This is a genomic window from Mixta mediterraneensis, from assembly GCF_014946725.1.
Taxonomy (GTDB): Bacteria; Pseudomonadota; Gammaproteobacteria; order Enterobacterales; family Enterobacteriaceae; genus Pantoea; species Pantoea mediterraneensis.
Genome location: NZ_JACFXY010000002.1, coordinates 274,888 through 294,184 on the forward strand (window position 1 = coordinate 274,888; position 19,297 = coordinate 294,184).

Consider the following 19,297-nt stretch of genomic DNA (forward strand, 5'->3'; position numbering starts at 1 on the left):
CTTTTTGTTTTATTTTCGGGCGATTTTTGCACGCTCAAAGTGCACCTCTGTGCTGATTAATGAAGATAGCTGCAGGTAAGAGGTGAGATCGCGTTGCTCGGGGCGAGGCAAATAAGGCAGTTCACCCAATAAAGGCGCGGCTATTTTCGTACGCAACACATCAATAATATCGGCATAGTGCGCCAGTCCGGGATTAATTCGATTCGCTACCCAGCCCAGAAGCGGCAACCCGTCGTGAACAATACTTTCTGCTGTTAACAGCGCGTGGCTTATGCAACCTGACTGAATGCCCACCACCATAATCACCGGTAACTGTTACTCAATTACCCACGCTGAAAGCGGACGTGCATCGTTCATCAGGCTGCGCCAGCCGCCGGTTCCTTCCACGACCACACGCCCGGCTTTCTGACGCAGGCGGTTTAAGCCCTGGGTTAGCTGCTCATAATCAATGACGTTATAGGGATGGAGGCAAATTTCTTCTTCTGCGAAAACCAGCGGGTTAATGGCTTCATAAGGAAGCTGGAGTGAAGATGCGTTTTGCAGAATCAGTGCATCTTTATTTCTCAGGCCATTTTGTGTAGCTGTAGCACAGCGTGCAACGGGCTTGTAACCCACCGCGCTCAGGTTCGCCTGGGTAAAACATTGCAGCAATGCACGCGATACGACTGTTTTTCCTACAGCCGTATCGGTGCCCGTGATAAATAGTGTTTCCACCTCATTCTCCTTCGGACTTGGTTTCATTCGACAATAAACCTTTGGTGCGAAGGCGCATTTTAAGTAAAGGGATAGGTAAGCAATTTGCGTTAGCGCAAAGTTCAGTCAGGCTTAACCTTGTAATAGCTTTACCAGCAGATGCCCGCTATAAAGCGCATCTTTAACCAACGCCGCGGCACCTAGGGTGCCTGGCTCCCGAAACTCAGTTGACGTAAGTTGTATACGGGCGCTGTATGCTGGCAGTGCCTGTTGATAAATGGTCCGGCTAACGGCCGGAAACAGGACATCGGCGGCCTGATTAAGCGGGGAACCGATAAGAATTTGTTGTGGATTAAAGATATTCACCATCATTGCCAGCATGCGGCCAATATGTTGGCCAACGCTGACGATGGCATCATGTGACAGCCGATCGCCGGCTTGTGCCGCAGTGCAAAGTGATTCAAGTGTTAACGCCTGCTGATGCAACGCATTCTCCGGCTGTGATGCCAGTCGTTGCGCGACCAGTGTCAATAAGCTGCCAGTGCTGGCGACCGTTTCAAGACAACCATGATTCCCACAGTAACATTGTTTGCCATCAGGATCGATTTGGGTATGGCCAATTTCAACCAATGCGCGACCGCTTTTATGTAGCAATTTGCCACCGCTAATCACGCCTGCCCCGACCGTTTCATCAATGACAATCTGGATCACATCCTGCGCGCCGCGCGAGGCGCCAAACAGCGATTCGGCTAGCGTCCAGGCAGAAATATCATGCTGAACGAAAACCGGTAATCCGGTGCGCGCTGCCAGGGTGTCGCCCAGTGGCATATCCTGCACGTCATAGTCCGGCAAGCGATGTACCACGCCCGAGGCCGCATTAATTAAGCCGGGTAAGGTGATAGCAATCGCTGTCAAACGTTCCAGCTTTTGCTGGTGGCGGATAAAAAAAGCATCGACTTCTTTTATCAGGTAAGCCAGTAATGGCTGCTCTTGTGCAGCGGGTAACGGCCGACAATCTTCAACCAGTGAACGGCTGCTAAGATCGCGTAGTGTGATTGTCATCTCGCCGCGATGCAGGCGTATAGCTAAATAGTGCCAGGCTTCGGTATCCAGTATTAAACCAATCGCGGGTCGCCCACGACTGCCTGGCTCCTGAAACTCTGTTTCCTGTACCAAATGCGCTTCCAGCATTTCACGCACAATTTTTGTGATGCTGGCTGGCGCAAGCTGCGCTCGTTTGGAGAGTTCGATACGCGAGATGGGACCATAAAGGTCAATCAGCCGGTAAACGACGCCCGCATTGGTCTGCTTAATTTGGTCAATATGGCCAGGTTGACTGTCCAGATTCACACCCTGCCCCCGGTTATTTTCGAGCTTCTAAATAAACATGAGATATGGTGAGGCAGATTACGCAGAAGCGTAAAATATTTGACTGGAAATGTGATTTATCGCACATAAACCTTTGGGAACGCAGAATTAATTTGCTGAACCGCGCCCCAGAAGCTGCATCATTCGATCCATCTGTGCATTTATTTCCCGCTCTCCCGACCAGACTAACCACAGCTCTGATAACGCATCACTTTCTTCCAGCGGCAACCAGATAACATCGGCCAGTCGTGCCCGGCGAAAGGAAGCGGGCAATATCGACACGCCCAATCCGGTTGCGACTAAACCCAAAATCGTCATTGCTTCGCCTACTTCCTGAGTAATGTAGGGCTTGATCTGGTAGCGATGCAGCAGTGCCAAAATTTCACTGTAAAGCGCGGTGCCGCCCAGCGGATCGAAAAAAACAAAAGGCTCGGCCGCCAGATCGCGAACCGAAATTTTTTCCGCATCAGCTAAGGGATGGGCCCAGTGCACTACCGCATAAAGCGGCTCACTGAGTAACAGCTGATGGCGCAAATCGGCTGGCAGCGGGGTATTACGCATGATCCCCAGGTCGAGGCGGCCATCGTGCAGCGGCGCCAGTTGCTGACGCGTGTTAATTTCCTGCATTTGAATATGCACGCTCGGCCAGCGCTGGCGAAACTGATACAACGCGTCAGAAAGCACCCCTGTAAACGGGGCGGATGAGGTAAAACCGATGCGTAATTCCCCTTCTTCACCACGATGCAATCGCGCTGCGCGCGCTGCTGCCTGCTCCATCTGCAACAAAATGACGCGCGCGTCTTGCAATAGCTGCTGCCCGGCGGCGGTTAGCTGCACGCTGCGATTGGTGCGATTGAACAGCTGCGCCCCCGTTTCGGCCTCCAGCTGTATGATTTGCTGACTAAGCGGCGGCTGCGAAATATTTAAGCGCTGAGCGGCACGTCCAAAATGCAACTCTTCTGCCACCGCAACAAAGTAACGAAGATGACGAAGCTCAATATTCATATTTCATACGTCTTATTTGAGATTATTAATATATTAGACAACCTAATCCAGCTTTTCTAGAGTGGGCATCTATTACTAAAAATGAGGAAATTCCGTGAGTCGCTCTTCCCAGGCTGTGATACTCAATGATGACGAGCTATCCCCTTCGCCTGATTCCACGTCGTCGTCAGGCTGGATTGAACGGGGAACGCCGCAATTTATGCGCGTCACCCTGGCGCTGTTTTCTGCCGGTCTTGCCACCTTTGCGCTGCTTTATTGTGTTCAGCCTATTCTGCCGGTCTTATCACAACAGTTCGGTGTATCACCGGCGGCAAGCAGCATTTCGCTCTCTATTTCTACCGGGCTGATGGCGTTGGGTTTACTGATAACCGGCCCGCTTTCCGATGCCATTGGTCGAAAATCGGTAATGGTTACAGCCCTGATGCTCGCGGCGATTTGTACGCTGATTTCGGCGTGTATGACCAGCTGGCACGGGATTTTATTGATGCGTGCGCTGATTGGCCTGTCTCTGAGCGGTGTAGCCGCAGTCGGGATGACCTATCTGAGCGAAGAAATCCATCCCGGTATGATCGCTTTTTCAATGGGCCTGTACATCAGCGGGAATTCAATTGGCGGGATGAGCGGCCGCTTGCTTAGCGGCGTAATCACGGATTTCTTTAACTGGCGCATTGCGATTGCGGTGATCGGCTGCTTCGCGTTGGCATCGGCCTTAATGTTCTGGAAAATTCTACCGGCATCGCGCCATTTTCGTCCTGCTTCGCTTCGGCCACGCAGCCTGTTTATCAATTTTCGCCTGCACTGGCGCGATCAGGGTTTACCACTGCTGTTTGCCGAAGGCTTTTTGCTTATGGGGGCGTTCGTCACTTTATTCAATTATATTGGCTATCGACTGTTAGGCGCGCCCTGGCACCTCAGCCAGGCGGTGGTCGGCTTGCTGTCGCTCGTTTATCTGACGGGATCGTGGAGCTCACCGAAAGCCGGTGCGCTTACCAGTAAGCTGGGTCGTGGTCCGGTCATGTTGGGCGCAACCGCAATCATGCTGACCGGCCTGCTTATTACCTCTTTTAATTCGATATGGCTGATTTTTGTTGGGATGATGCTATTCACGGCCGGTTTTTTTGGCGCTCACTCAGTCGCCAGCGGCTGGATTGGGCCTCGCGCCCGGCGGGCAAAAGGCCAGGCTTCATCGCTCTATCTTTTTAGCTACTATGTCGGTTCCAGCGTGGCCGGAACCCTGGGCGGCGTGTTCTGGCACAGCTACGGCTGGGCAGGCATTACGCTATTTATCGCTGCGCTGCTGCTGCTCGCATTGCTGGTGGCCTGGCGTTTGCAGTGCCGAAAACTGTAGCTAAATTAATCATTTTTACGAGGGCGCGTCCGCGCCCTTTTTTATGCCCAGCCAATAAGTCACCTGTTTATCAGGACCATGCAAAACAAAACCCCTCATTTCCCGCTATAATCGTTTTCATTCCAATGATAAATGTAATTTTTATTTTTCACAGCAATGAGGTGTCTATGGCTATTTACTATTACGTCAATAAACAGGCGGGTTATAATGATAATCACGTCGTTCATGCTTACGGATGTAAATACCGGCCATCCCTGCAAGACAGGTTGTTTTTAGGGAGTTTCTACACCCCAACAGCAGCGATTCAGCAAGCACGAAAATATTATCCCGGCGCGTTGGGCTGTGATAACTGTTGCCCGGTCACGGTAAAAAAAAACCTGAACGTCCAGCATAGCGTGGGCCTAAAGCATATGGTCAGTCTCTGATAATCGCCTGCCCGCCGCGGCAGACAAAAAGCGCGGCCGCTGCGTCAATTTGTTAAGTAGTTTTCGTATTTTCCGTTATGTTAGCCACTTTGATACGTTTTATCTGGGATTAATATGCGGGAAAAATTTGCGGCTTCACAGATTGCGCTACACTGGCTCACGTTTTTGTTGATCGTGGTTGCGTATTCCGCCATTGAGTTACGTGGTTTTGTTCAGCGCGGATCCTGGCAGGGCTACGCACTGATCATCACACATTTCAGCGCCGGGGCAACGGTGCTGGTCCTGATGCTGGCCCGGCTGCTTTTACGCATACGCCATCGCACGCCTGAAATTCTGCCCTCTGCGCCGCGCTGGCAAACGGGTATGGCACATCTGATCCATACGCTGATGTATGCATTGTTTATTACCCTGCCCGTTTTAGGGCTGACTTCACGCTATCTGCGTGGCCGTGACTGGTGGTTATTCGGCGTTTCCATGCCGGTAGCCAGAGAGCCCCGTTTCGATCTGTCTGATACTCTGACCGACTGGCATGAAACGCTGGCGCCGCTGGGTTACTGGCTGGTGGGACTGCATGCCGTCGCGGCGCTGTTTCATCACTATTTTCTGAAAGACAACACGCTGCTGCGTATGATGCCTCGCCCCCGTCGCGATCAATAACCCCAGGCTATCGCCCTTGCTGAGGCGATAAAAATTATTCAGCAATAAAACCGTGCTTTGAGGTTTCGCAATCTGCTTTCTTCATCCACAATAGTCACATATTTGTGATGCACGTCACTTTCGCTGGATGCCCGATGTCATCCAATTTCGCTGTTCTGACTAATTGACTCTTCATGCAATCAACTACTGTTTCCCGTAAAACGGCCTGGCTGCGCGTGGTGCTGCTGGCAATTGCCGCGTTTGTATTTAACACCACTGAATTTGTGCCTGTTGGCCTGTTATCCGATATTGCCGCTGACTTTTCGATGAAAACCGCTGATGTCGGCATTATGCTGACGATTTACGCGTGGGTTGTCGCGCTGCTCTCACTACCGCTGATGCTACTGACGCGGAACGTCGAACGGCGTTTGTTGCTGGCGATATTGTTCCTGATCTTCATCGGCAGCCATATACTTTCAACCTTTGCCTGGGACTTTAACTCGCTGATCGTCTCACGTATCGGCATTGCTTTGTCGCATGCGGTGTTTTGGTCGATTACTGCTTCACTGGCGATACGTGTCGCGCCGGCAGGGAAAAAAACACAGGCACTGAGTATGCTGGCGACCGGCACCGCTTTAGCCATGGTTTTAGGCGTGCCAATTGGCCGCGTGGTTGGGCAATATCTTGGCTGGCGTACCACCTTTGGTATGATCGGACTCTCTGCCTTAGTCCTGATGATTATGCTGGCGCGCATTCTGCCGCGTTTACCGAGTGAACATACCGGCTCGCTCAGCAGCGTCCCGATGCTGTTCCGGCGCCCCGCGCTGGTTAGCATGTATTTGCTGGTGACGCTGGTTGTCACGGCGCATTACACTGCATATAGCTATATCGAACCTTTTATGCAAGTGGTGGCGAATTCCGGTGAAAACTTCACTACGCTGCTGCTATTGCTGTTTGGCTCGGCGGGGATATTAGGCAGTCTCCTGTTTAGTTCGCTGGGTAACAAATTTCCCTCTGCGCTGTTAATCGCGGCTATCGCCTTAATCACTCTGTGCATGGGATTATTGATTTTCGCTGCGGTTCGTCCTGCCACCATCTCAACGCTTTGCGTCATTTGGGGCATGTCAATGATGATGATTGGTCTGGCTATGCAGGTGCGGGTGTTATCGCTGGCGCCGGACGCAACAGACGTTGCGATGTCATTGATGTCAGGAATTTATAATATTGGCATTGGCGCGGGCGCGTTACTGGGGAACCAGGTCAGCGTGCATATGAAAATGGCTGATGTGGGTAATGTAGGCGGAATCATTGGCCTGGTTGCATTGCTGTGGTGTGTTTATATCTTCCGTCGTTATCCTCAGTTACGCTCTAATGGCTAAGAAAAAAGGCTTCAGATAAGTCGCCTTATCTGAAGCCTGCTTAATCAATTACTTATAAATAACTGCGGTGCCATGTAGGTTGTTGCTGCCAGAGGTCGAAGTGATGCGGAAAGACTTTGCGCCTACATCGCTGGCCTTATCTGACAATTGCTGTTCCAGTGAGGTCAAATTGGTACTGCCGGTGGCGCTAATCACGCCGATTTTTTGTTGATCCATCGGTGCTTCACGAACTTTTTGCGCAGCCAGTGATGCAAATGAAACGCTGCTTAGCGCGAACGCCAGCACAGCAATGTTCAAACTTTTCATAACGAACCCCTTCTTAACTTTTCAATTACTGATAAATCACGGCGGTGCCGTGTAATTTGTTCTGACCGGTTGTTGAGGTAATGCGGAATGATTTCGCACCTGCAGCCTCCGCTTTCGCATTCAGCTGTGCTTCGATTGAATCCAGACTGCTCCCCCCCTGAGCTGAAATGGTGCCAATCTTTTGTTGATTCAGCGGATCGCTGGAGACTTGTTCTGCGGCAAAAGCGCCAAATGTCAGGCTAGAAAGCGCAACGGCGGCCAGCGTGATTTTGATACTTTTCATAATTTACTCACTTATAAATCAGGTTTTAGAATCGGCGTCGCAAATTAATTAACGACCGTTAAATAAATGATAGAGCTGAACCCCAGGCATCGTCAATATTTTTTTAACGAGCGTTATTTTAATAAAAATCGTGTAAACGCTGGATTTATTGCCCTTTTTACTTTAACCACAGGAGCAAATGGCTTGTGGTAACGCACAAATTGCCAATGCATCTATGTCATACTGGCAGACCGCCTTGCATGTTTATTTAATGATCGGTAATTTAATGGAGTGTTTTCACAGCAGAGAGGATGTATGAGCCAGCTACCAGATTGTGATGTGAAGAAATGTCGGGGCCGCCCAAAAGTGTTTAACCGCGAAGCTGCACTGGATAAGGCACTGATACTTTTCTGGACACATGGCTACGAAGGCACATCGCTGGCGGATTTAGTTGCCGCGACGGGCGCAAAAGCACCTACGCTCTATGCTGAGTTTGTTAATAAAGAGGGCCTGTTCAGAGCAGCGATGGAGCGCTATATAGAAAAATTCAGCGCTTACCGTGAAGCTGCACTTAACGATGACAAACTGCCGGTTGATAAAGCGATTGAAGGCTATTTTCGTGCTACTGCCGCCTGCTTTACCGATCGGAATTCACCTTCAGGCTGCTTTTTTATCTGCACCTCAACAGCTCTGTCTGCATCGTCGAGTGAGATCGCAACGATGCTGCAACAGCAGCATCAGTCACAGGAAATGACGTTAAGAGGTTTTTTAACCGCTCGCCGGCAGCGCCACGAATTAGCCCCTACGGTGAATATTGACGCCCTTTCACGTTATCTTGCCTGTATGCTGCAAGGCATGTCGGTGCGCGCCCGCGAAGGCGCATCGCGCGAAGACTTAGACAGCATTATCGATACGCTTATGGCGATGTGGCCAACGTTGACTGGGTTATGTCAGCAGAAAGTTTAAAAACAGGGCGGATATACCGCCCTGTTTTTTGTGCGCAGGAACCCCCAGCCAGACCGGGGGTTCCGTAAAGTTTTCAGCGATAAGTCAGTTATAAAAACCCCTTTTGATTTGTTAAAACTACCTTGCGGTCTGGCAACTGCAAAAGTTAAACAAGAAACCAAAAGGGAGTCCCAATGGGGGGGACGAAAAGAGCTTAGCGCGCACCCGATGGAACTGTAAATATCATGCATTTTTTGCGCCGAACAGCCTGGGGATTTAAAGTACAAATACAGGAATCGAGAGTTCTGGTGCCGGAGGTATTACGTAGATACGGTGGAAAAAACACTTCGAAGATACAGGAATACATAAGGCACCAGCTGGAACAGGACAAGCTGGGAGAGCAGCTCTATCGATTCCGTATCCGGGCAGTCCGTTTACGGGCCGTAAATAACGAATCCGGATGCAGATGTCAGGTCGTAGGTAACAGAGCCTTACAGGCGCATTTGAAAAACCTCCGGCTATGCCGGAGGATATTTATGACTAAAGGAATCACTCAAGGAAAAAGAGCGGCTTTAGCGCCTGACTGACCGGACTGTTGTCTGGATTTGACGGCATCAGATCTTTCATTGACGCCCACCAGCGCTGACAAACTTCCGTCTGCGCTACCGCATTCCAGCGTTCTTCCGACTCAATTTCCACGCTGGCAAAAAGCAAATTACGATCGGCATCCAGCCAGATAGCGTAATTGTGCGCACCGTGTGCTTTCAGTGTCTGTTCCAGTGCTGGCCAGATGGGAGAATGACGACGCTCGTACTCAGCGTGGCAATTCCCATGCACCTGCATAACAAAGGCTCTACGCAGCATTAGCTGGCTCCACGTCTAACGCTGCCTGCCATGGCGTTACGCCAAAACGCTCACCCAGCGCTACCAGTTGTTCAGTGGTAATGCTTTGACGGATGCCGCCCATCGACAACACTTTCACAATCACCTCTGACGATTTTTCAGCGGTGTCGATCAGGCCAAAAGCTTCGTCGAGCGTCGGGCCAGTACCGAAAATGCCGTGGAAAGGCCACATTACCAGCGTATGTGATGCCATTTGTTCTGCGGTCGCGGCCCCGATGCCATCTGTGCCGGGCACCATCCACGGCAAAATGCCGACGCCATCTGGGAATACCACTAAACATTCAGTGCTGCCTTCCCATAACAAACGGGTAAAGCGTGCAGAATCCAGCTTAACCACATAGCTTAGCGCCATGAAATTGGTGGCGTGGCAGTGCATGATGACGCGATCGGCACCATTACTGACCGCTTTGCGTACGCAGTGCGACTGAAAATGCGATGCCAGTTCCGACGTAGGCAGTCCGCCATTGATTAAGCCCCAGTGAATTTTATACGAAAGACCTTTGTCATCGACCTGCAGTAGAACCAGAGAATCAGCCGGATCGAGTTGTATATTACGGAAAAACTTGCCGGAACCGGTGACTAAAAACCAGCAGTTGCCCAGCGCTGGTGCGGGTTGCGTCAGCTCAATGCAGCGTGGTTTGGCATAGAAATCTGCGGCAAAAGGCTTCACTTCCTCTTCCAGCAAACGCAAGCTGACGTTCCCACCGTTGCGCTCATCCCAGCCTTTCAACCACATATCACTGGTGGCTTTAACCATTCCTTTAACAAACCAGGAAGAAAGAATGCTTTGCATAGTGAATCCTTAACGTTGACTCAGAATTTGTTGTTCGTAATGGCGCACATTACTTAACCAGCTGGCATCTGCCGGGACATCATGGCGCAAACACCAGGCTTCCCACACGGCCTGCCACGGCAGAGATTTTTGCTCCTCCAGCAGCGCCAGGCGCGCGGTGTAATCGCCTTCCGCTTCGATCTTACGCAGGTGATCCGTTGGCTCCAGCAAGGCGCGCAGTAAGGCTTTTTTCGCATTGCGTGTACCAATAACCCACGCCGCGATGCGGTTGATGGAGGCATCAAAGAAGTCGAGGCCAATGTGAACCTTATCGAACAGTTGATGGCGCACGATTTCGCTGGCAATCGCCTGCATTTCATCATCAAGCAGCACAACGTGATCGCTGTCCCAACGCACTGGACGACTAACGTGCAGCAGCAGGCGTGGCACATAGAGCATGGCGGCGGAAATTTTGTCAGAGATGACTTCCGTTGGATGGAAATGACCGGCATCTAGCGTCAGCGCAGTCTGGCGACTGCTGGCGTAGCCCAGGAAAAACTCACTGGAACCTACGGTGTAACTTTCAGCGCCAATGCCAAACAACTTACTTTCCACTGCATCAATGTGATGCGCGGGGTTTAATTTCTCGGCGATAACCTCATCCAGTGCGCTCAGCAGTCGCTGACGCGGTGCCATACGATCAACCGTGATATCTTTCATGCCATCAGGTACCCAGATGTTCATCACTGACGGTGTACCAAGCTGTTCGCCGAAATAAGCGGAGACGTGACGGCTGGCTTTACAGTGATCGATCCAGAACTGACGAATGTTTTTGTCAGCATGCGACAGCGTGAAGCCGTCGGCACTCAGCGGATGCGAAAAACAGCTTGGGTTGAAGTCGAGTCCCAGACCGTTTTGCTTTGCCCACTCTACCCAGTTGGCGAAATGCTTAGGTTCAATCGCATCACGCTCAACAGGTTGATCGCTTTCAAGATAGATGGCGTGCAGATTGAGGCGCTTGGGGCCTGGGATTAATGACAAGGCTTTATCGAGATCGGCGCGCAGTTCTTCTGCATTACGGGCGCGGCCTGGGTAGTTACCGGTTGCCTGGATTCCCCCCGTCAACGTACCTTGCGGGTTTTCAAATCCACGTACATCATCACCCTGCCAGCAGTGCATAGACACAGACACGCTGTCCAGACGCTGAATGGCTTGTTCAACATCGACTCCTGTTTCAGCGTAACGTTGTTTCGCCAGTTCAAAGGCTTGTTCAATCAGCTTAGTCATAAGCAAGTTCCTTAGCAGGTTGACTCAGCGCCGTGAAGCGTGCCTGACAGGCAGCAAAGGCGCTGTTAGTTTGCGGTTCAAATTTTTCTAACGGGAAGTTGTCTGCCACGCAGCGGCGGAAATCTGCCACGTCGGTGAATTCACCCAGCGCAATAAGCTGGCAACCAATATTACCTAGCGTTGAGGCTTCTACCGGCCCAGCCAGCAGCGGAATCTGGCAGGCATCGGCACACAGCTGGTTAAGGAAATGGTTTTGGCAGCCGCCGCCAACCACATGCAGTTGGCTGAAGGGTTTGCCGCGCAGCGCCGCAAGTTCGTTAATCACCTCACGGTAAAGCAATGCCAGGCTGTCAAAAATGCAGCGCGCTAAGGCAGCTGCTGATTGCGGCACCGGCATGCCCTGCTCGGCGCAGGCATTTTGGATTTCACTGACCATGCTGTCGGGATTGATAAATCGCGAATCGTTGGGGTTAATCAGCGAACGACACGCAGGCTCATGCGTTGTATCAGCAATGAAGGCACACAGGTCGTCGATATTCAGCTCTCTACAAACACGTTGCAGCAGCCACAGCCCCATGATGTTTTTTAATACGCGATAGCCCTCTGCACCGCCCTCATTGGTCACATTGGCGCGCAGCGCGGCTTCAGAGGCATAAGGTTGTAAACTTTCGAATCCCATCAGTGACCAGGTGCCTGAACTTAGATAGGCGGCATCGTCCTGTATCAGCGGCGTCGCTAACACCGCGCTGGCGGTATCGTGCGTGGCGACAGCTATCACCGGAACCTGTACGCCAGTGGCGCTTTGCCAGTGACCCACGGTATTACCTGGCGCCTGCGGCTTGCCAAACCATTTGGCATCGACACCCGCCCAGGCCAGCAGATCAGCATCCCATTCACCGCTCTCAATATTGAGCATCTGCGTCGTGGTGGCATTGGTATAATCCCAGTTCATGTTGCCGGTCAGGCGATAATGCAGGTAATCCGGCATCATCAAGGCATGCGCCACGCGAGCCTGCCAGTCGGGCTGCATTTGATGCAGCGCCCGCATTTGATACAGGGTATTGAAAGGAAGAAACTGAATGCCGGTGCGGCTATAAATGGCGTTTTTGCCTAAATCCCGCAGCGCCTGTTCCATTATGCCGTGGGTCCGTGCATCACGATAACTGACGGCTTCGCCGACGCGCTTGGCCTGAGCGTCGAGCAACACTATATCTACGCCCCAGGTATCGACGCCAATACTGTCTGCCACTGTTTCTTCAGCATCAAGCTGCGCCAGACCTGCGCGAATCTCCTGCTCCAGTTGTTCAACATCCCAGCAGTCGTAACCGACACGGTGCTGACGCTGATTGGCGAAGCGATGCACTTCCCGTAGGCTGAGATGGCGAGCTGCTGCATCCCATTGCGCGAGCATTACCCGTCCGCTGGAAGCGCCTAAATCTACGGCAACGATATTTCGCTTACTCATGGCGTGTTATTCCTGTGATTTGACGATCACAGAGTAGGAACCTTGCGGTTTTGCCACCTTCCCCATACTGCCAGTGAGCCATTGTCGCTGGCAGACTTGCAAAGAAGTTCGTGAGAGAGATCACAGAGGCAGCAAGGAACGAGATGTGACCTTCGCCGCAATTCTGTTATCTGCTGAGAATTTCTTGAATAAACAGCATGATTCCTGCTGAGTTAAGATAAAAATTCAAGGTAAGGTGCGGGCGGCCTGTTTAGACTCGGTTACAGTTTTGTTAACAGTAACAAGAGGCGATTATGACCATTCTACACAGTGCTGATTTTTTCCCGGAAGGCGATTACGCGATTGCTATTGAGCCTCGCGTACCGCAGCAGGCCTTTCCTGAACATCATCATGATTTTCATAAAATAGTATTAGTAGAACAGGGGTCGGGAATTCATGTGTTTAATGGCCAGCCGCAAACGCTCTGTGCCGGTTGCGTCTGCTTTGTGCGCGATCACGATCGTCATCTTTATGAACAAACAGCGAATCTTTGCCTGACCAATGTACTTTATCGCAGCCCTGATGCGTTTCGCTTTCTGTCAGGGTTGCAGGCGCTGCTGCCTGTGGATGATGAAGGCCAGCATGCCTCGCACTGGCGCATCAATCACAAAGTGATGGCTCAGGCGCTGAATGTGGTTAGCCAGATGCGGCAGGATGATGCGTGGTCGCTGGAAAAACAGGCGCGTCAGGAACAGCTGTTTTTACAATTACTGGTTTTATTACGTGAGACCTGTCGCAATGAGCAGGCTCAGGATCAGGAAGCGCGGTTACACCGATTGCTTGACTGGCTGAATGAGCATTACAGTGATGAGATTGTCTGGGAGGCGCTGGCAGATCAGTTTTCGCTGTCGCTACGCACGCTGCATCGACAGATGAAGCAGCAAACCGGCAGTACGCCGCAGCGCTATCTTAACCGGTTACGCCTGCTACAGGCGCGTCATCTCTTGCGACACAGTGACATGCGTATTACCGATATCGCGTTTCAGTGCGGTTTCGGTGACAGCAACCATTTTTCTACCCTGTTCAGGCGCGAATTTGGCTGCGCTCCACGCGCGGAGCGCCAACAAATATTGTAAAGGAGTCAACCATGACGTTGATACTCAGTCGAGAGGATTACTTTCCCGCCGCCAGTTTGCCGGTGGCGGTGGCCGAACGTATGCCTCAGCCCTCTTTTCCGCCTCATCGACATGAGTTCAGCGAGATTGTTATCGTCTGGCGCGGTAATGGCCTGCATATCCTCAACGATCGCCCCTGGCTAATCACCTGCGGCGACGTCTTTTATATTCGCGATAATGACTGCCACAGTTACGATAGCGTCAACGACCTGGTGCTGGATAATATCTTGTACTGTCGCGACCGCTTTGGTCTCGGGCTGGAGTGGAATCAACTGCTACCACCGCAAGGCGATGATGCACCCCGCTGCTGGCGCTTAACGACGCGCGGTATGGCGTTAGCGCGCAGCGTGATTACCCAGCTTGAACGTGAAAGCCGCAAAACCGATCCGCTTTCGATACAGTTATCTGAAGCATTATTCCTACAACTGGCGTTGATTTTACGTCGTCATGGTTATGCAGCCGATCGCCCGTGGGCACTGCCTGAAGGCGAACAGCTCGACTTGCTGATGTCAGCCTTACAAGGCGCGATTGCTCGTCCTTTCGATCTGGCGCTATTTTGTCAGCAAAATCAACTTAATGAACGCGCGCTTAAACAGCTTTTTCGCCAGCAAACCGGTATGACCGTTGGTCATTACCTGCGTCAGTTGCAACTCTGCCAGGCGAAATATCTGTTACGTACTCAGGATTGTCTGATTGGAGAAGTCGCTGCCCGCTGTGGCTTTGATGACAGCAACTATTTTTCGGTGGTGTTTACCCGGGATACAGGTCTGACGCCCAGTGCCTGGCGCCAGCGTTTCTTTGCACCTCGCCCCGCCAGCCAAACCACCGCTATGGCAAAACCGTAAAGCGAGCCTGCATTGCAGGCTCGCCATTGCTTTGACGTTAAGCCGCCAGGCCAAGACCCACGATGTTAGCGGCGATGACGATAACGACGCAGCCAATTGATAGCACACCAATCGGACGACGCCCGACTGATTTCCACTCTTTCATCAATAACCCAACCAAACCACCACACAGCACATACAGGCTCATGTGCAGCATCCAGCTCACATAGTCGTACTGCGGTGGGATTTTGGCGTGGCCCCAGGCATAAAAGAAGAATTGCAGATACCACATGGTGCCGCCGAGTACGGCAAAAGCGATGTTAGCCAGCAGCAACGGTTTCGCCAGTGAGAAATCCTTACGCACCGACAGCTCGGGTTTGGTTGCCAGGCGGAAGAAACAGAATGCCAGGTTAACCAGCGCACCGCCGCCCATAATAACGACATAGCCAGGCAACGCGACGTAGAGCGGATCGATACCGGTCTGCGCGGCGGCTTCATGCATGGGTTTTGCTGCGTCCATGGCAAACGACATGCCTGCCGAGAAAATGCCGCACATGATCGCCAGCACTAAGCCTTTCTTCAGGTTGAACTCTTCGGCGTTAATGCCCAGCGCACGCTCTTTCAACAGACCGGCGCGCGACACGATCGCCACCCCAATCAGCGCGACGAACACGCCCAGCAGCGTTAGCCGCCCACCCGTTGAGGCAAACAGCTCGCCAAAGCGTCCCTGAATCAGCGGCGTCATCAGTGTACCCACCATCAGCGTAATGCCAATAGCAATACCTATTCCCATCGACATGCCGAGATAGCGCATAGTGAGGCCATAGTTGATGTTCCCTACGCCCCACATAGCGCCAAAAAGGAACACCGGAAGCAGCTGAGAGAAGTTAAAGCTGCCGTAATATGCCCAGAAGTCTGGCAGTAATACAGCGCTGACCGCCCATGGCAAAATCAGCCATGACATCACACCGCCCACTGACCACATGGTTTCCCATGACCATCTTTTCACCTGTTTAAAAGGCGCGTAGAAGCACGCGGCACTGGCAGCTCCGACAAAATGCCAGAAGATACCTGCAATAATGGCACTGTTCATTGTTATTCCTTGGTAAGGTTGAGGCCTACAGGAAACCCAGCGGTTCCCGCTTAACAGGCAGTCTACGGTTTGCAGGAATTCATCAGCCTTTGGATGGCTGCCGGAGACGCCAGCCTGATGGCAATATTTGCCCGTTACTCCTGTTGGAGATCACAAATTAGCATTTGTCGGAAATTCAGATGCTCAACCTGTTAAGCTGCTTATTATTAAGATATTTTTTGTTTTTTTGTGGTGTGGCGCAGCACATTTTCGTACTGATTGCCGCCATAGCGGGCAGTCTGGCAAAGAGAGAAAGAATGCTTTTCATCGGCGTGTTGAAACCGTATAAACGAATTTTCATCAATATAAGGGATTGTGATGACAACGAAGCGGTTAACGCTGCTTCTTTCACGCTCGGTCAGCCGCGTAATGTTGGATGATCTGCGCACCTTTTTACCTGCTGGCGCGGTGAGCGTTTTTATTAATGGGCTGGATGAATCGCAGTACGCGACGGTGGAGTGTCTGCAAAACGCGGAAGATTGCGCGCTGATTGCCTCAGCGCTCGTGGTCTGGCGGCAGCCTGGACAAATCCACCGCCTGACTTACAAGAAGGGTGAAGTGTCGCGTGATGTCGATGACGCTACACAATTTCAGTTATTCACGATGTTGAAAACCCATCGCGCAGTGTTGCAAATAGCGTGATAACATTAGCACCCCGTTTACAACAGTCATTAACAGGTAAATAATGAGAATTGGCATTCTGTTTCCCATCGCCATTATTATTGCGGGCGTGGGTTTTTTAGCCTGGTTTATCGGCAGTGGCCTGGCCATGCCTGGCTCCTGAAGCGCGTATTAGCGTAGTTGGCTGTCTTTACTGCCGCGGCGGTTAAACAGCCCAGCCCCTTTCTGTTGCTTATCCATTTTCTCCTGACAGTCCACACAATAGCGTACGCCCTGTAGCGCACGTCGCCGTGCCTCGGGAATAGGTTCGCCACAGGCTTCACATTCCGTCGCGCTTTCGCCATGGCCCAGAGACTGACGCACGCGCGTAATTTCATCGTTAACTGTACTGTCGATCTGCTCTTGTACTGCCCCTTCAGACGCCCAACCATTTGCCATGATTTCGCCCTCAATTTAACTTAACTCACTCTTTATTTTACAACAAATTCACAAATCTGCTGTCAATGTCATGCCAACCTGCGGTTGGTTGCCATACAAAGTAAGGCGCTGGCAATCAGAAAAAGGTGCTGCACCCGGAACTGTTTCACGCTGCATTGATTACATAATTGTAACGTACCGATAGCGGAGAACCTGCGAATGACAATACATCTTCAACATTATATTAATGGCGAATTTGTTTCCCATCAGAGTGATAAGTGGATTGAGGTAATTAACCCGTCAACCGAGGCGCTGCTGTCGCGCATTCCTGAAGGCAACGCTGAAGACGCCAGCCGCGCGATTGCCGCCGCAGAAACAGCGCAGCCTGGCTGGGAAGCGTTACCTGCCGTTGAGCGCGGCGTCTGGTTACGCAAAATCGCCGCAGCGGTTCGCGAGCGTGAGCCTGAACTCACTGCGACGATTGTTGCTGAAGGTGGAAAAACGCAAGGCCTGGCAAAAACAGAAGTGATGTTTACGGCTGACTACCTTGAATACATGGCTGAATGGGCGCGCCGTTACGAAGGTGAAATCATTAATAGCGATCGTCCAAACGAAAACATTTTCCTGTTTAAAAAAGCCATTGGCGTGACCACTGGCATTCTGCCCTGGAACTTCCCGTTCTTTCTGATTGCCCGTAAAGCAGCGCCTGCTCTGATTACCGGCAACACCATCGTGATCAAACCAAGTGAACTTACACCCAACAATGCCGGCATTTTTGCTGAAATCCTGCAAGAAATTGGTTTACCCAAAGGCGTTATCAACTTTGTTTATGGTTACGGCCCGGAAGTTGGCCAGGAGCTGGCGGCCAATCCAAAGGTAGGATTAGTCAGCCTGACCGGCAGCGTCGGCGCAGGTGTCGCGACGATGGCTGCCGCGGCAAAAAACGTGACGAAAGTTTCCCTGGAGCTGGGAGGCAAAGCGCCTGCCATCGTCATGGATGATGCGGATCTTGATATCGCCGTCAAAGCCATTGTCAGTTCTCGCGTGATCAATACTGGACAAGTATGTAACTGTGCTGAGCGCGTCTATGTGCAGGAAGGCATCTACGATCGCTTTATCACCGCCCTCACCGCAGCGTTTAAAGAGGTTAAGTTTGGCGATCCGGCGCAGCAAACGGATATCGATATGGGGCCGTTAATTACGGCGGTGGCGTTACAGCGCGTGGAACAAAAAGTGGCGAACGCCGTTGCGGATGGCGCTAACGTGGTGCTGGGTGGAAAACGTGCCGGTGATAAAGGCTTCTTCTTTGAGCCGACTATCATCACGCATGTGCGTCAGGATATGGAGATCATGCAGGAAGAGATCTTTGGTCCGGTACTGCCGGTAATGACGTTTAAAACGCTGGACGAGGCGATTGAATTAGCTAACGATTGTGAATATGGCCTGACCTCTTCGCTCTATACGCAAAACCTCAATACCACGATGAACGCGCTGCGTAAGCTGAAGTTTGGTGAAACCTATGTCAATCGTGAGAACTTTGAAGCGATGCAAGGCTTTCATGCGGGCTGGCGTAAATCTGGCGTTGGCGGGGCTGACGGTAAACATGGCCTGGAAGAGTTTCTGCAAACGCACGTTGCTTATCTGCAATTCAGTTAAATAGAGCTGGGCCGTTTATTCAGCGGCCCGGTTTTTATGTCACGCGTTTACCGCTGCGCAACAAGGCCAGACCACTTAACAATGCCACCGCCATTAAATAATAACCTGATGCCGGTGGTGCTAATCAACATGCTACATATCAATGGTGCGAATCCGCCGAACACCGTCACTGCCACGTTATAGCTGATCGCCATGCCGCGGGTGCGTGTGGTCACCGGGAAGATATCGGCCATCACTGACGGCACAGTGGAGAAAGAGAGCAACTTCAGCAATGCCATCCATCCCACCAGCAAAATTAGCGTGGTTGGCGTGGTGTGATTGACCATCGCTTTAAACGCCGGAGAGATAGTCACGATCAGCAACAGCAGCGAACCCCACATCAGCGGCAATCGACCAAGACGCTCAGCCCATAATCCCATGATCGGCGTCACCACGGTTAAAATGATCCCGGCCACCAGCGTTGCGCTAAAGGCTACCCATCCCGAAATGCAGCGTTTTAGTCGCATAAGTCGGGATGTAGTTGAGCATGTAGTTGACGGCTGTTGAGATTACCATCAGGCCAATCGCCAGCAGGATTAATGATTTCTGGCGACCAAATAGTGCCTTCAAGGGGGCCGCATGCTTCTCCTGCTCGGTAAAACTGGCTGGTTCATGGATATGACGACGAATGTACCCGCCCAGCGGCCCATCACTGGGATG

Annotated in this window: 21 protein-coding genes and 3 pseudogenes; 12 read left to right on the forward strand and 12 right to left on the reverse strand. The window is 51.7% G+C overall.

Annotated features, from left to right (window positions below):
• Positions 1-9: 9 nt before the first annotated feature.
• The 3 genes and pseudogenes from bioD to H2P46_RS05460 form a co-directional block, all read right to left on the reverse strand.
• Positions 10-714: pseudogene (gene bioD / locus H2P46_RS05450) on the reverse strand (dethiobiotin synthase).
• 111 nt (positions 715-825) lie between these two features.
• Positions 826-2,043 carry a sugar metabolism global transcriptional regulator Mlc gene (gene mlc / locus H2P46_RS05455; protein WP_193404173.1) on the reverse strand — a complete coding sequence of 406 codons (1,218 nt, stop codon included), beginning with the start codon at positions 2,041-2,043 and terminating at the stop codon, positions 826-828.
• 126 nt (positions 2,044-2,169) lie between these two features.
• Positions 2,170-3,066: a LysR family transcriptional regulator gene (locus H2P46_RS05460; protein WP_193404174.1), complete on the reverse strand. Its 897-nt coding sequence runs from the start codon at positions 3,064-3,066 to the stop codon at positions 2,170-2,172.
• A 94-nt stretch (positions 3,067-3,160) separates the two neighbouring features.
• Here H2P46_RS05460 and H2P46_RS05465 point away from each other — a divergent pair, with 94 nt between their 5' ends.
• The 4 genes from H2P46_RS05465 (at position 3,161) to H2P46_RS05480 (ending at position 6,854) form a co-directional block, all read left to right on the forward strand.
• Positions 3,161-4,414, forward strand: coding sequence for an MFS transporter (locus H2P46_RS05465; RefSeq protein ID WP_193404175.1), 1,254 nt, complete (start codon positions 3,161-3,163; stop codon positions 4,412-4,414).
• 167 nt (positions 4,415-4,581) lie between these two features.
• Entirely contained in the window at positions 4,582-4,839 is a 258-nt protein-coding gene (locus H2P46_RS05470; protein ID WP_193404366.1) for a hypothetical protein, read from the forward strand.
• A gap of 114 nt (positions 4,840-4,953) precedes the next feature.
• A complete protein-coding gene (cybB, locus tag H2P46_RS05475; protein ID WP_193404176.1) occupies positions 4,954-5,496 on the forward strand; it encodes a cytochrome b561 in 543 nt (180 codons plus the stop codon).
• 173 nt (positions 5,497-5,669) lie between these two features.
• Positions 5,670-6,854 carry a sugar transporter gene (locus tag H2P46_RS05480; protein ID WP_193404177.1) on the forward strand — a complete coding sequence of 395 codons (1,185 nt, stop codon included), beginning with the start codon at positions 5,670-5,672 and terminating at the stop codon, positions 6,852-6,854.
• A 48-nt stretch (positions 6,855-6,902) separates the two neighbouring features.
• Here the strand turns inward: H2P46_RS05480 and bhsA (H2P46_RS05485) are convergent, their stop codons facing one another.
• Both bhsA (H2P46_RS05485) and bhsA (H2P46_RS05490) read right to left on the reverse strand, forming a co-directional pair.
• Positions 6,903-7,160, reverse strand: a complete 258-nt coding sequence (bhsA, locus tag H2P46_RS05485; RefSeq protein ID WP_193404178.1) for a multiple stress resistance protein BhsA — start codon at positions 7,158-7,160, stop codon at positions 6,903-6,905.
• 25 nt (positions 7,161-7,185) lie between these two features.
• Positions 7,186-7,443: a multiple stress resistance protein BhsA gene (bhsA, locus tag H2P46_RS05490; RefSeq protein ID WP_193404179.1), complete on the reverse strand. Its 258-nt coding sequence runs from the start codon at positions 7,441-7,443 to the stop codon at positions 7,186-7,188.
• Positions 7,444-7,737: 294 nt separating this feature from the next.
• Here bhsA (H2P46_RS05490) and H2P46_RS05495 point away from each other — a divergent pair, with 294 nt between their 5' ends.
• Positions 7,738-8,388: a TetR/AcrR family transcriptional regulator gene (locus tag H2P46_RS05495; protein ID WP_193404180.1), complete on the forward strand. Its 651-nt coding sequence runs from the start codon at positions 7,738-7,740 to the stop codon at positions 8,386-8,388.
• A 240-nt stretch (positions 8,389-8,628) separates the two neighbouring features.
• Positions 8,629-8,818: pseudogene (locus H2P46_RS23390) on the forward strand (transposase); the annotation flags it as partial.
• 98 nt (positions 8,819-8,916) lie between these two features.
• Here H2P46_RS23390 and rhaM read toward each other — a convergent pair.
• The 4 genes from rhaM to rhaB are packed head-to-tail and all read right to left on the reverse strand — an operon-like array spanning position 8,917 to position 12,794.
• Positions 8,917-9,231, reverse strand: coding sequence for an L-rhamnose mutarotase (gene rhaM, locus H2P46_RS05505; RefSeq protein ID WP_193404181.1), 315 nt, complete (start codon positions 9,229-9,231; stop codon positions 8,917-8,919).
• Positions 9,221-10,063, reverse strand: a complete 843-nt coding sequence (gene rhaD / locus H2P46_RS05510; RefSeq protein ID WP_193404182.1) for a rhamnulose-1-phosphate aldolase — start codon at positions 10,061-10,063, stop codon at positions 9,221-9,223. The genes rhaM and rhaD overlap by 11 nt, the downstream gene beginning before the upstream one ends.
• Positions 10,064-10,072: 9 nt before the next feature.
• On the reverse strand, positions 10,073-11,329 hold the full coding sequence (locus tag H2P46_RS05515) for an L-rhamnose isomerase (protein WP_193404183.1): 1,257 nt from the start codon (positions 11,327-11,329) through the stop codon (positions 10,073-10,075).
• Complete coding sequence (gene rhaB / locus H2P46_RS05520; RefSeq protein WP_193404184.1) at positions 11,322-12,794, reverse strand: rhamnulokinase; 1,473 nt, start codon at positions 12,792-12,794, stop codon at positions 11,322-11,324. Before rhaB ends, H2P46_RS05515 begins: the two co-directional genes overlap by 8 nt.
• A gap of 293 nt (positions 12,795-13,087) precedes the next feature.
• On the opposite strand from rhaB, the gene rhaS reads away from it, so the two are divergent.
• Together rhaS and rhaR are read left to right on the forward strand one after the other, a co-directional pair.
• Positions 13,088-13,909 carry an HTH-type transcriptional activator RhaS gene (rhaS, locus tag H2P46_RS05525; protein ID WP_193404185.1) on the forward strand — a complete coding sequence of 274 codons (822 nt, stop codon included), beginning with the start codon at positions 13,088-13,090 and terminating at the stop codon, positions 13,907-13,909.
• Between the two features lie 11 nt (positions 13,910-13,920).
• Positions 13,921-14,793 carry an HTH-type transcriptional activator RhaR gene (gene rhaR, locus H2P46_RS05530; RefSeq protein WP_193404186.1) on the forward strand — a complete coding sequence of 291 codons (873 nt, stop codon included), beginning with the start codon at positions 13,921-13,923 and terminating at the stop codon, positions 14,791-14,793.
• 37 nt (positions 14,794-14,830) lie between these two features.
• Here rhaR and rhaT read toward each other — a convergent pair whose 3' ends face one another.
• The gene (gene rhaT, locus H2P46_RS05535) at positions 14,831-15,865 is read right to left on the reverse strand and encodes an L-rhamnose/proton symporter RhaT (RefSeq protein ID WP_193404187.1); all 1,035 of its coding nucleotides are present in this window, start codon (positions 15,863-15,865) and stop codon (positions 14,831-14,833) included.
• Positions 15,866-16,029: 164 nt separating this feature from the next.
• Here rhaT and H2P46_RS05540 point away from each other — a divergent pair, with 164 nt between their 5' ends.
• The 3 genes from H2P46_RS05540 to H2P46_RS05550 are packed head-to-tail and all read left to right on the forward strand — an operon-like array spanning position 16,030 to position 16,688.
• A complete protein-coding gene (locus H2P46_RS05540) occupies positions 16,030-16,284 on the forward strand; it encodes a hypothetical protein (protein ID WP_193404376.1) in 255 nt (84 codons plus the stop codon).
• A complete protein-coding gene (locus tag H2P46_RS05545; RefSeq protein WP_193404188.1) occupies positions 16,223-16,546 on the forward strand; it encodes a hypothetical protein in 324 nt (107 codons plus the stop codon). The genes H2P46_RS05540 and H2P46_RS05545 overlap by 62 nt, the downstream gene beginning before the upstream one ends.
• 43 nt (positions 16,547-16,589) lie before the next feature.
• Positions 16,590-16,688: a YoaK family small membrane protein gene (locus H2P46_RS05550; protein ID WP_193404189.1), complete on the forward strand. Its 99-nt coding sequence runs from the start codon at positions 16,590-16,592 to the stop codon at positions 16,686-16,688.
• 8 nt (positions 16,689-16,696) lie between these two features.
• Here the strand turns inward: H2P46_RS05550 and H2P46_RS05555 are convergent, their stop codons facing one another.
• Positions 16,697-16,963, reverse strand: a complete 267-nt coding sequence (locus H2P46_RS05555) for a DksA/TraR family C4-type zinc finger protein (protein ID WP_193404190.1) — start codon at positions 16,961-16,963, stop codon at positions 16,697-16,699.
• Between the two features lie 198 nt (positions 16,964-17,161).
• On the opposite strand from H2P46_RS05555, the gene aldA reads away from it, so the two are divergent.
• The gene (gene aldA / locus H2P46_RS05560) at positions 17,162-18,598 is read left to right on the forward strand and encodes an aldehyde dehydrogenase (RefSeq protein ID WP_193404191.1); all 1,437 of its coding nucleotides are present in this window, start codon (positions 17,162-17,164) and stop codon (positions 18,596-18,598) included.
• Between the two features lie 34 nt (positions 18,599-18,632).
• Here aldA and H2P46_RS05565 read toward each other — a convergent pair.
• Positions 18,633-19,285, reverse strand: a pseudogene (locus H2P46_RS05565) (MFS transporter); the annotation flags it as partial.
• Positions 19,286-19,297: the final 12 nt, after the last annotated feature.

Excerpts from the sequence above, each read along its gene's own strand:
- H2P46_RS05460 (WP_193404174.1), bottom strand. The coding sequence starts at position 3,066 with ATGAATATTGAGCTTCGTCATCTTCGTTACTTTGTTGCGGTGGCAGAA.
- H2P46_RS05470 (WP_193404366.1), top strand. The coding sequence starts at position 4,582 with ATGGCTATTTACTATTACGTCAATAAACAGGCGGGTTATAATGATAAT.
- cybB (WP_193404176.1), top strand. The coding sequence starts at position 4,954 with ATGCGGGAAAAATTTGCGGCTTCACAGATTGCGCTACACTGGCTCACG.
- H2P46_RS05480 (WP_193404177.1), top strand. The coding sequence starts at position 5,670 with ATGCAATCAACTACTGTTTCCCGTAAAACGGCCTGGCTGCGCGTGGTG.
- bhsA (WP_193404178.1), bottom strand. The coding sequence starts at position 7,160 with ATGAAAAGTTTGAACATTGCTGTGCTGGCGTTCGCGCTAAGCAGCGTT.
- bhsA (WP_193404179.1), bottom strand. The coding sequence starts at position 7,443 with ATGAAAAGTATCAAAATCACGCTGGCCGCCGTTGCGCTTTCTAGCCTG.
- H2P46_RS05495 (WP_193404180.1), top strand. The coding sequence starts at position 7,738 with ATGAGCCAGCTACCAGATTGTGATGTGAAGAAATGTCGGGGCCGCCCA.
- rhaM (WP_193404181.1), bottom strand. The coding sequence starts at position 9,231 with ATGCTGCGTAGAGCCTTTGTTATGCAGGTGCATGGGAATTGCCACGCT.
- rhaD (WP_193404182.1), bottom strand. The coding sequence starts at position 10,063 with ATGCAAAGCATTCTTTCTTCCTGGTTTGTTAAAGGAATGGTTAAAGCC.
- H2P46_RS05515 (WP_193404183.1), bottom strand. The coding sequence starts at position 11,329 with ATGACTAAGCTGATTGAACAAGCCTTTGAACTGGCGAAACAACGTTAC.
- rhaB (WP_193404184.1), bottom strand. The coding sequence starts at position 12,794 with ATGAGTAAGCGAAATATCGTTGCCGTAGATTTAGGCGCTTCCAGCGGA.
- rhaS (WP_193404185.1), top strand. The coding sequence starts at position 13,088 with ATGACCATTCTACACAGTGCTGATTTTTTCCCGGAAGGCGATTACGCG.
- rhaR (WP_193404186.1), top strand. The coding sequence starts at position 13,921 with ATGACGTTGATACTCAGTCGAGAGGATTACTTTCCCGCCGCCAGTTTG.
- rhaT (WP_193404187.1), bottom strand. The coding sequence starts at position 15,865 with ATGAACAGTGCCATTATTGCAGGTATCTTCTGGCATTTTGTCGGAGCT.
- H2P46_RS05545 (WP_193404188.1), top strand. The coding sequence starts at position 16,223 with ATGACAACGAAGCGGTTAACGCTGCTTCTTTCACGCTCGGTCAGCCGC.
- H2P46_RS05550 (WP_193404189.1), top strand. The coding sequence starts at position 16,590 with ATGAGAATTGGCATTCTGTTTCCCATCGCCATTATTATTGCGGGCGTG.
- H2P46_RS05555 (WP_193404190.1), bottom strand. The coding sequence starts at position 16,963 with ATGGCAAATGGTTGGGCGTCTGAAGGGGCAGTACAAGAGCAGATCGAC.
- aldA (WP_193404191.1), top strand. The coding sequence starts at position 17,162 with ATGACAATACATCTTCAACATTATATTAATGGCGAATTTGTTTCCCAT.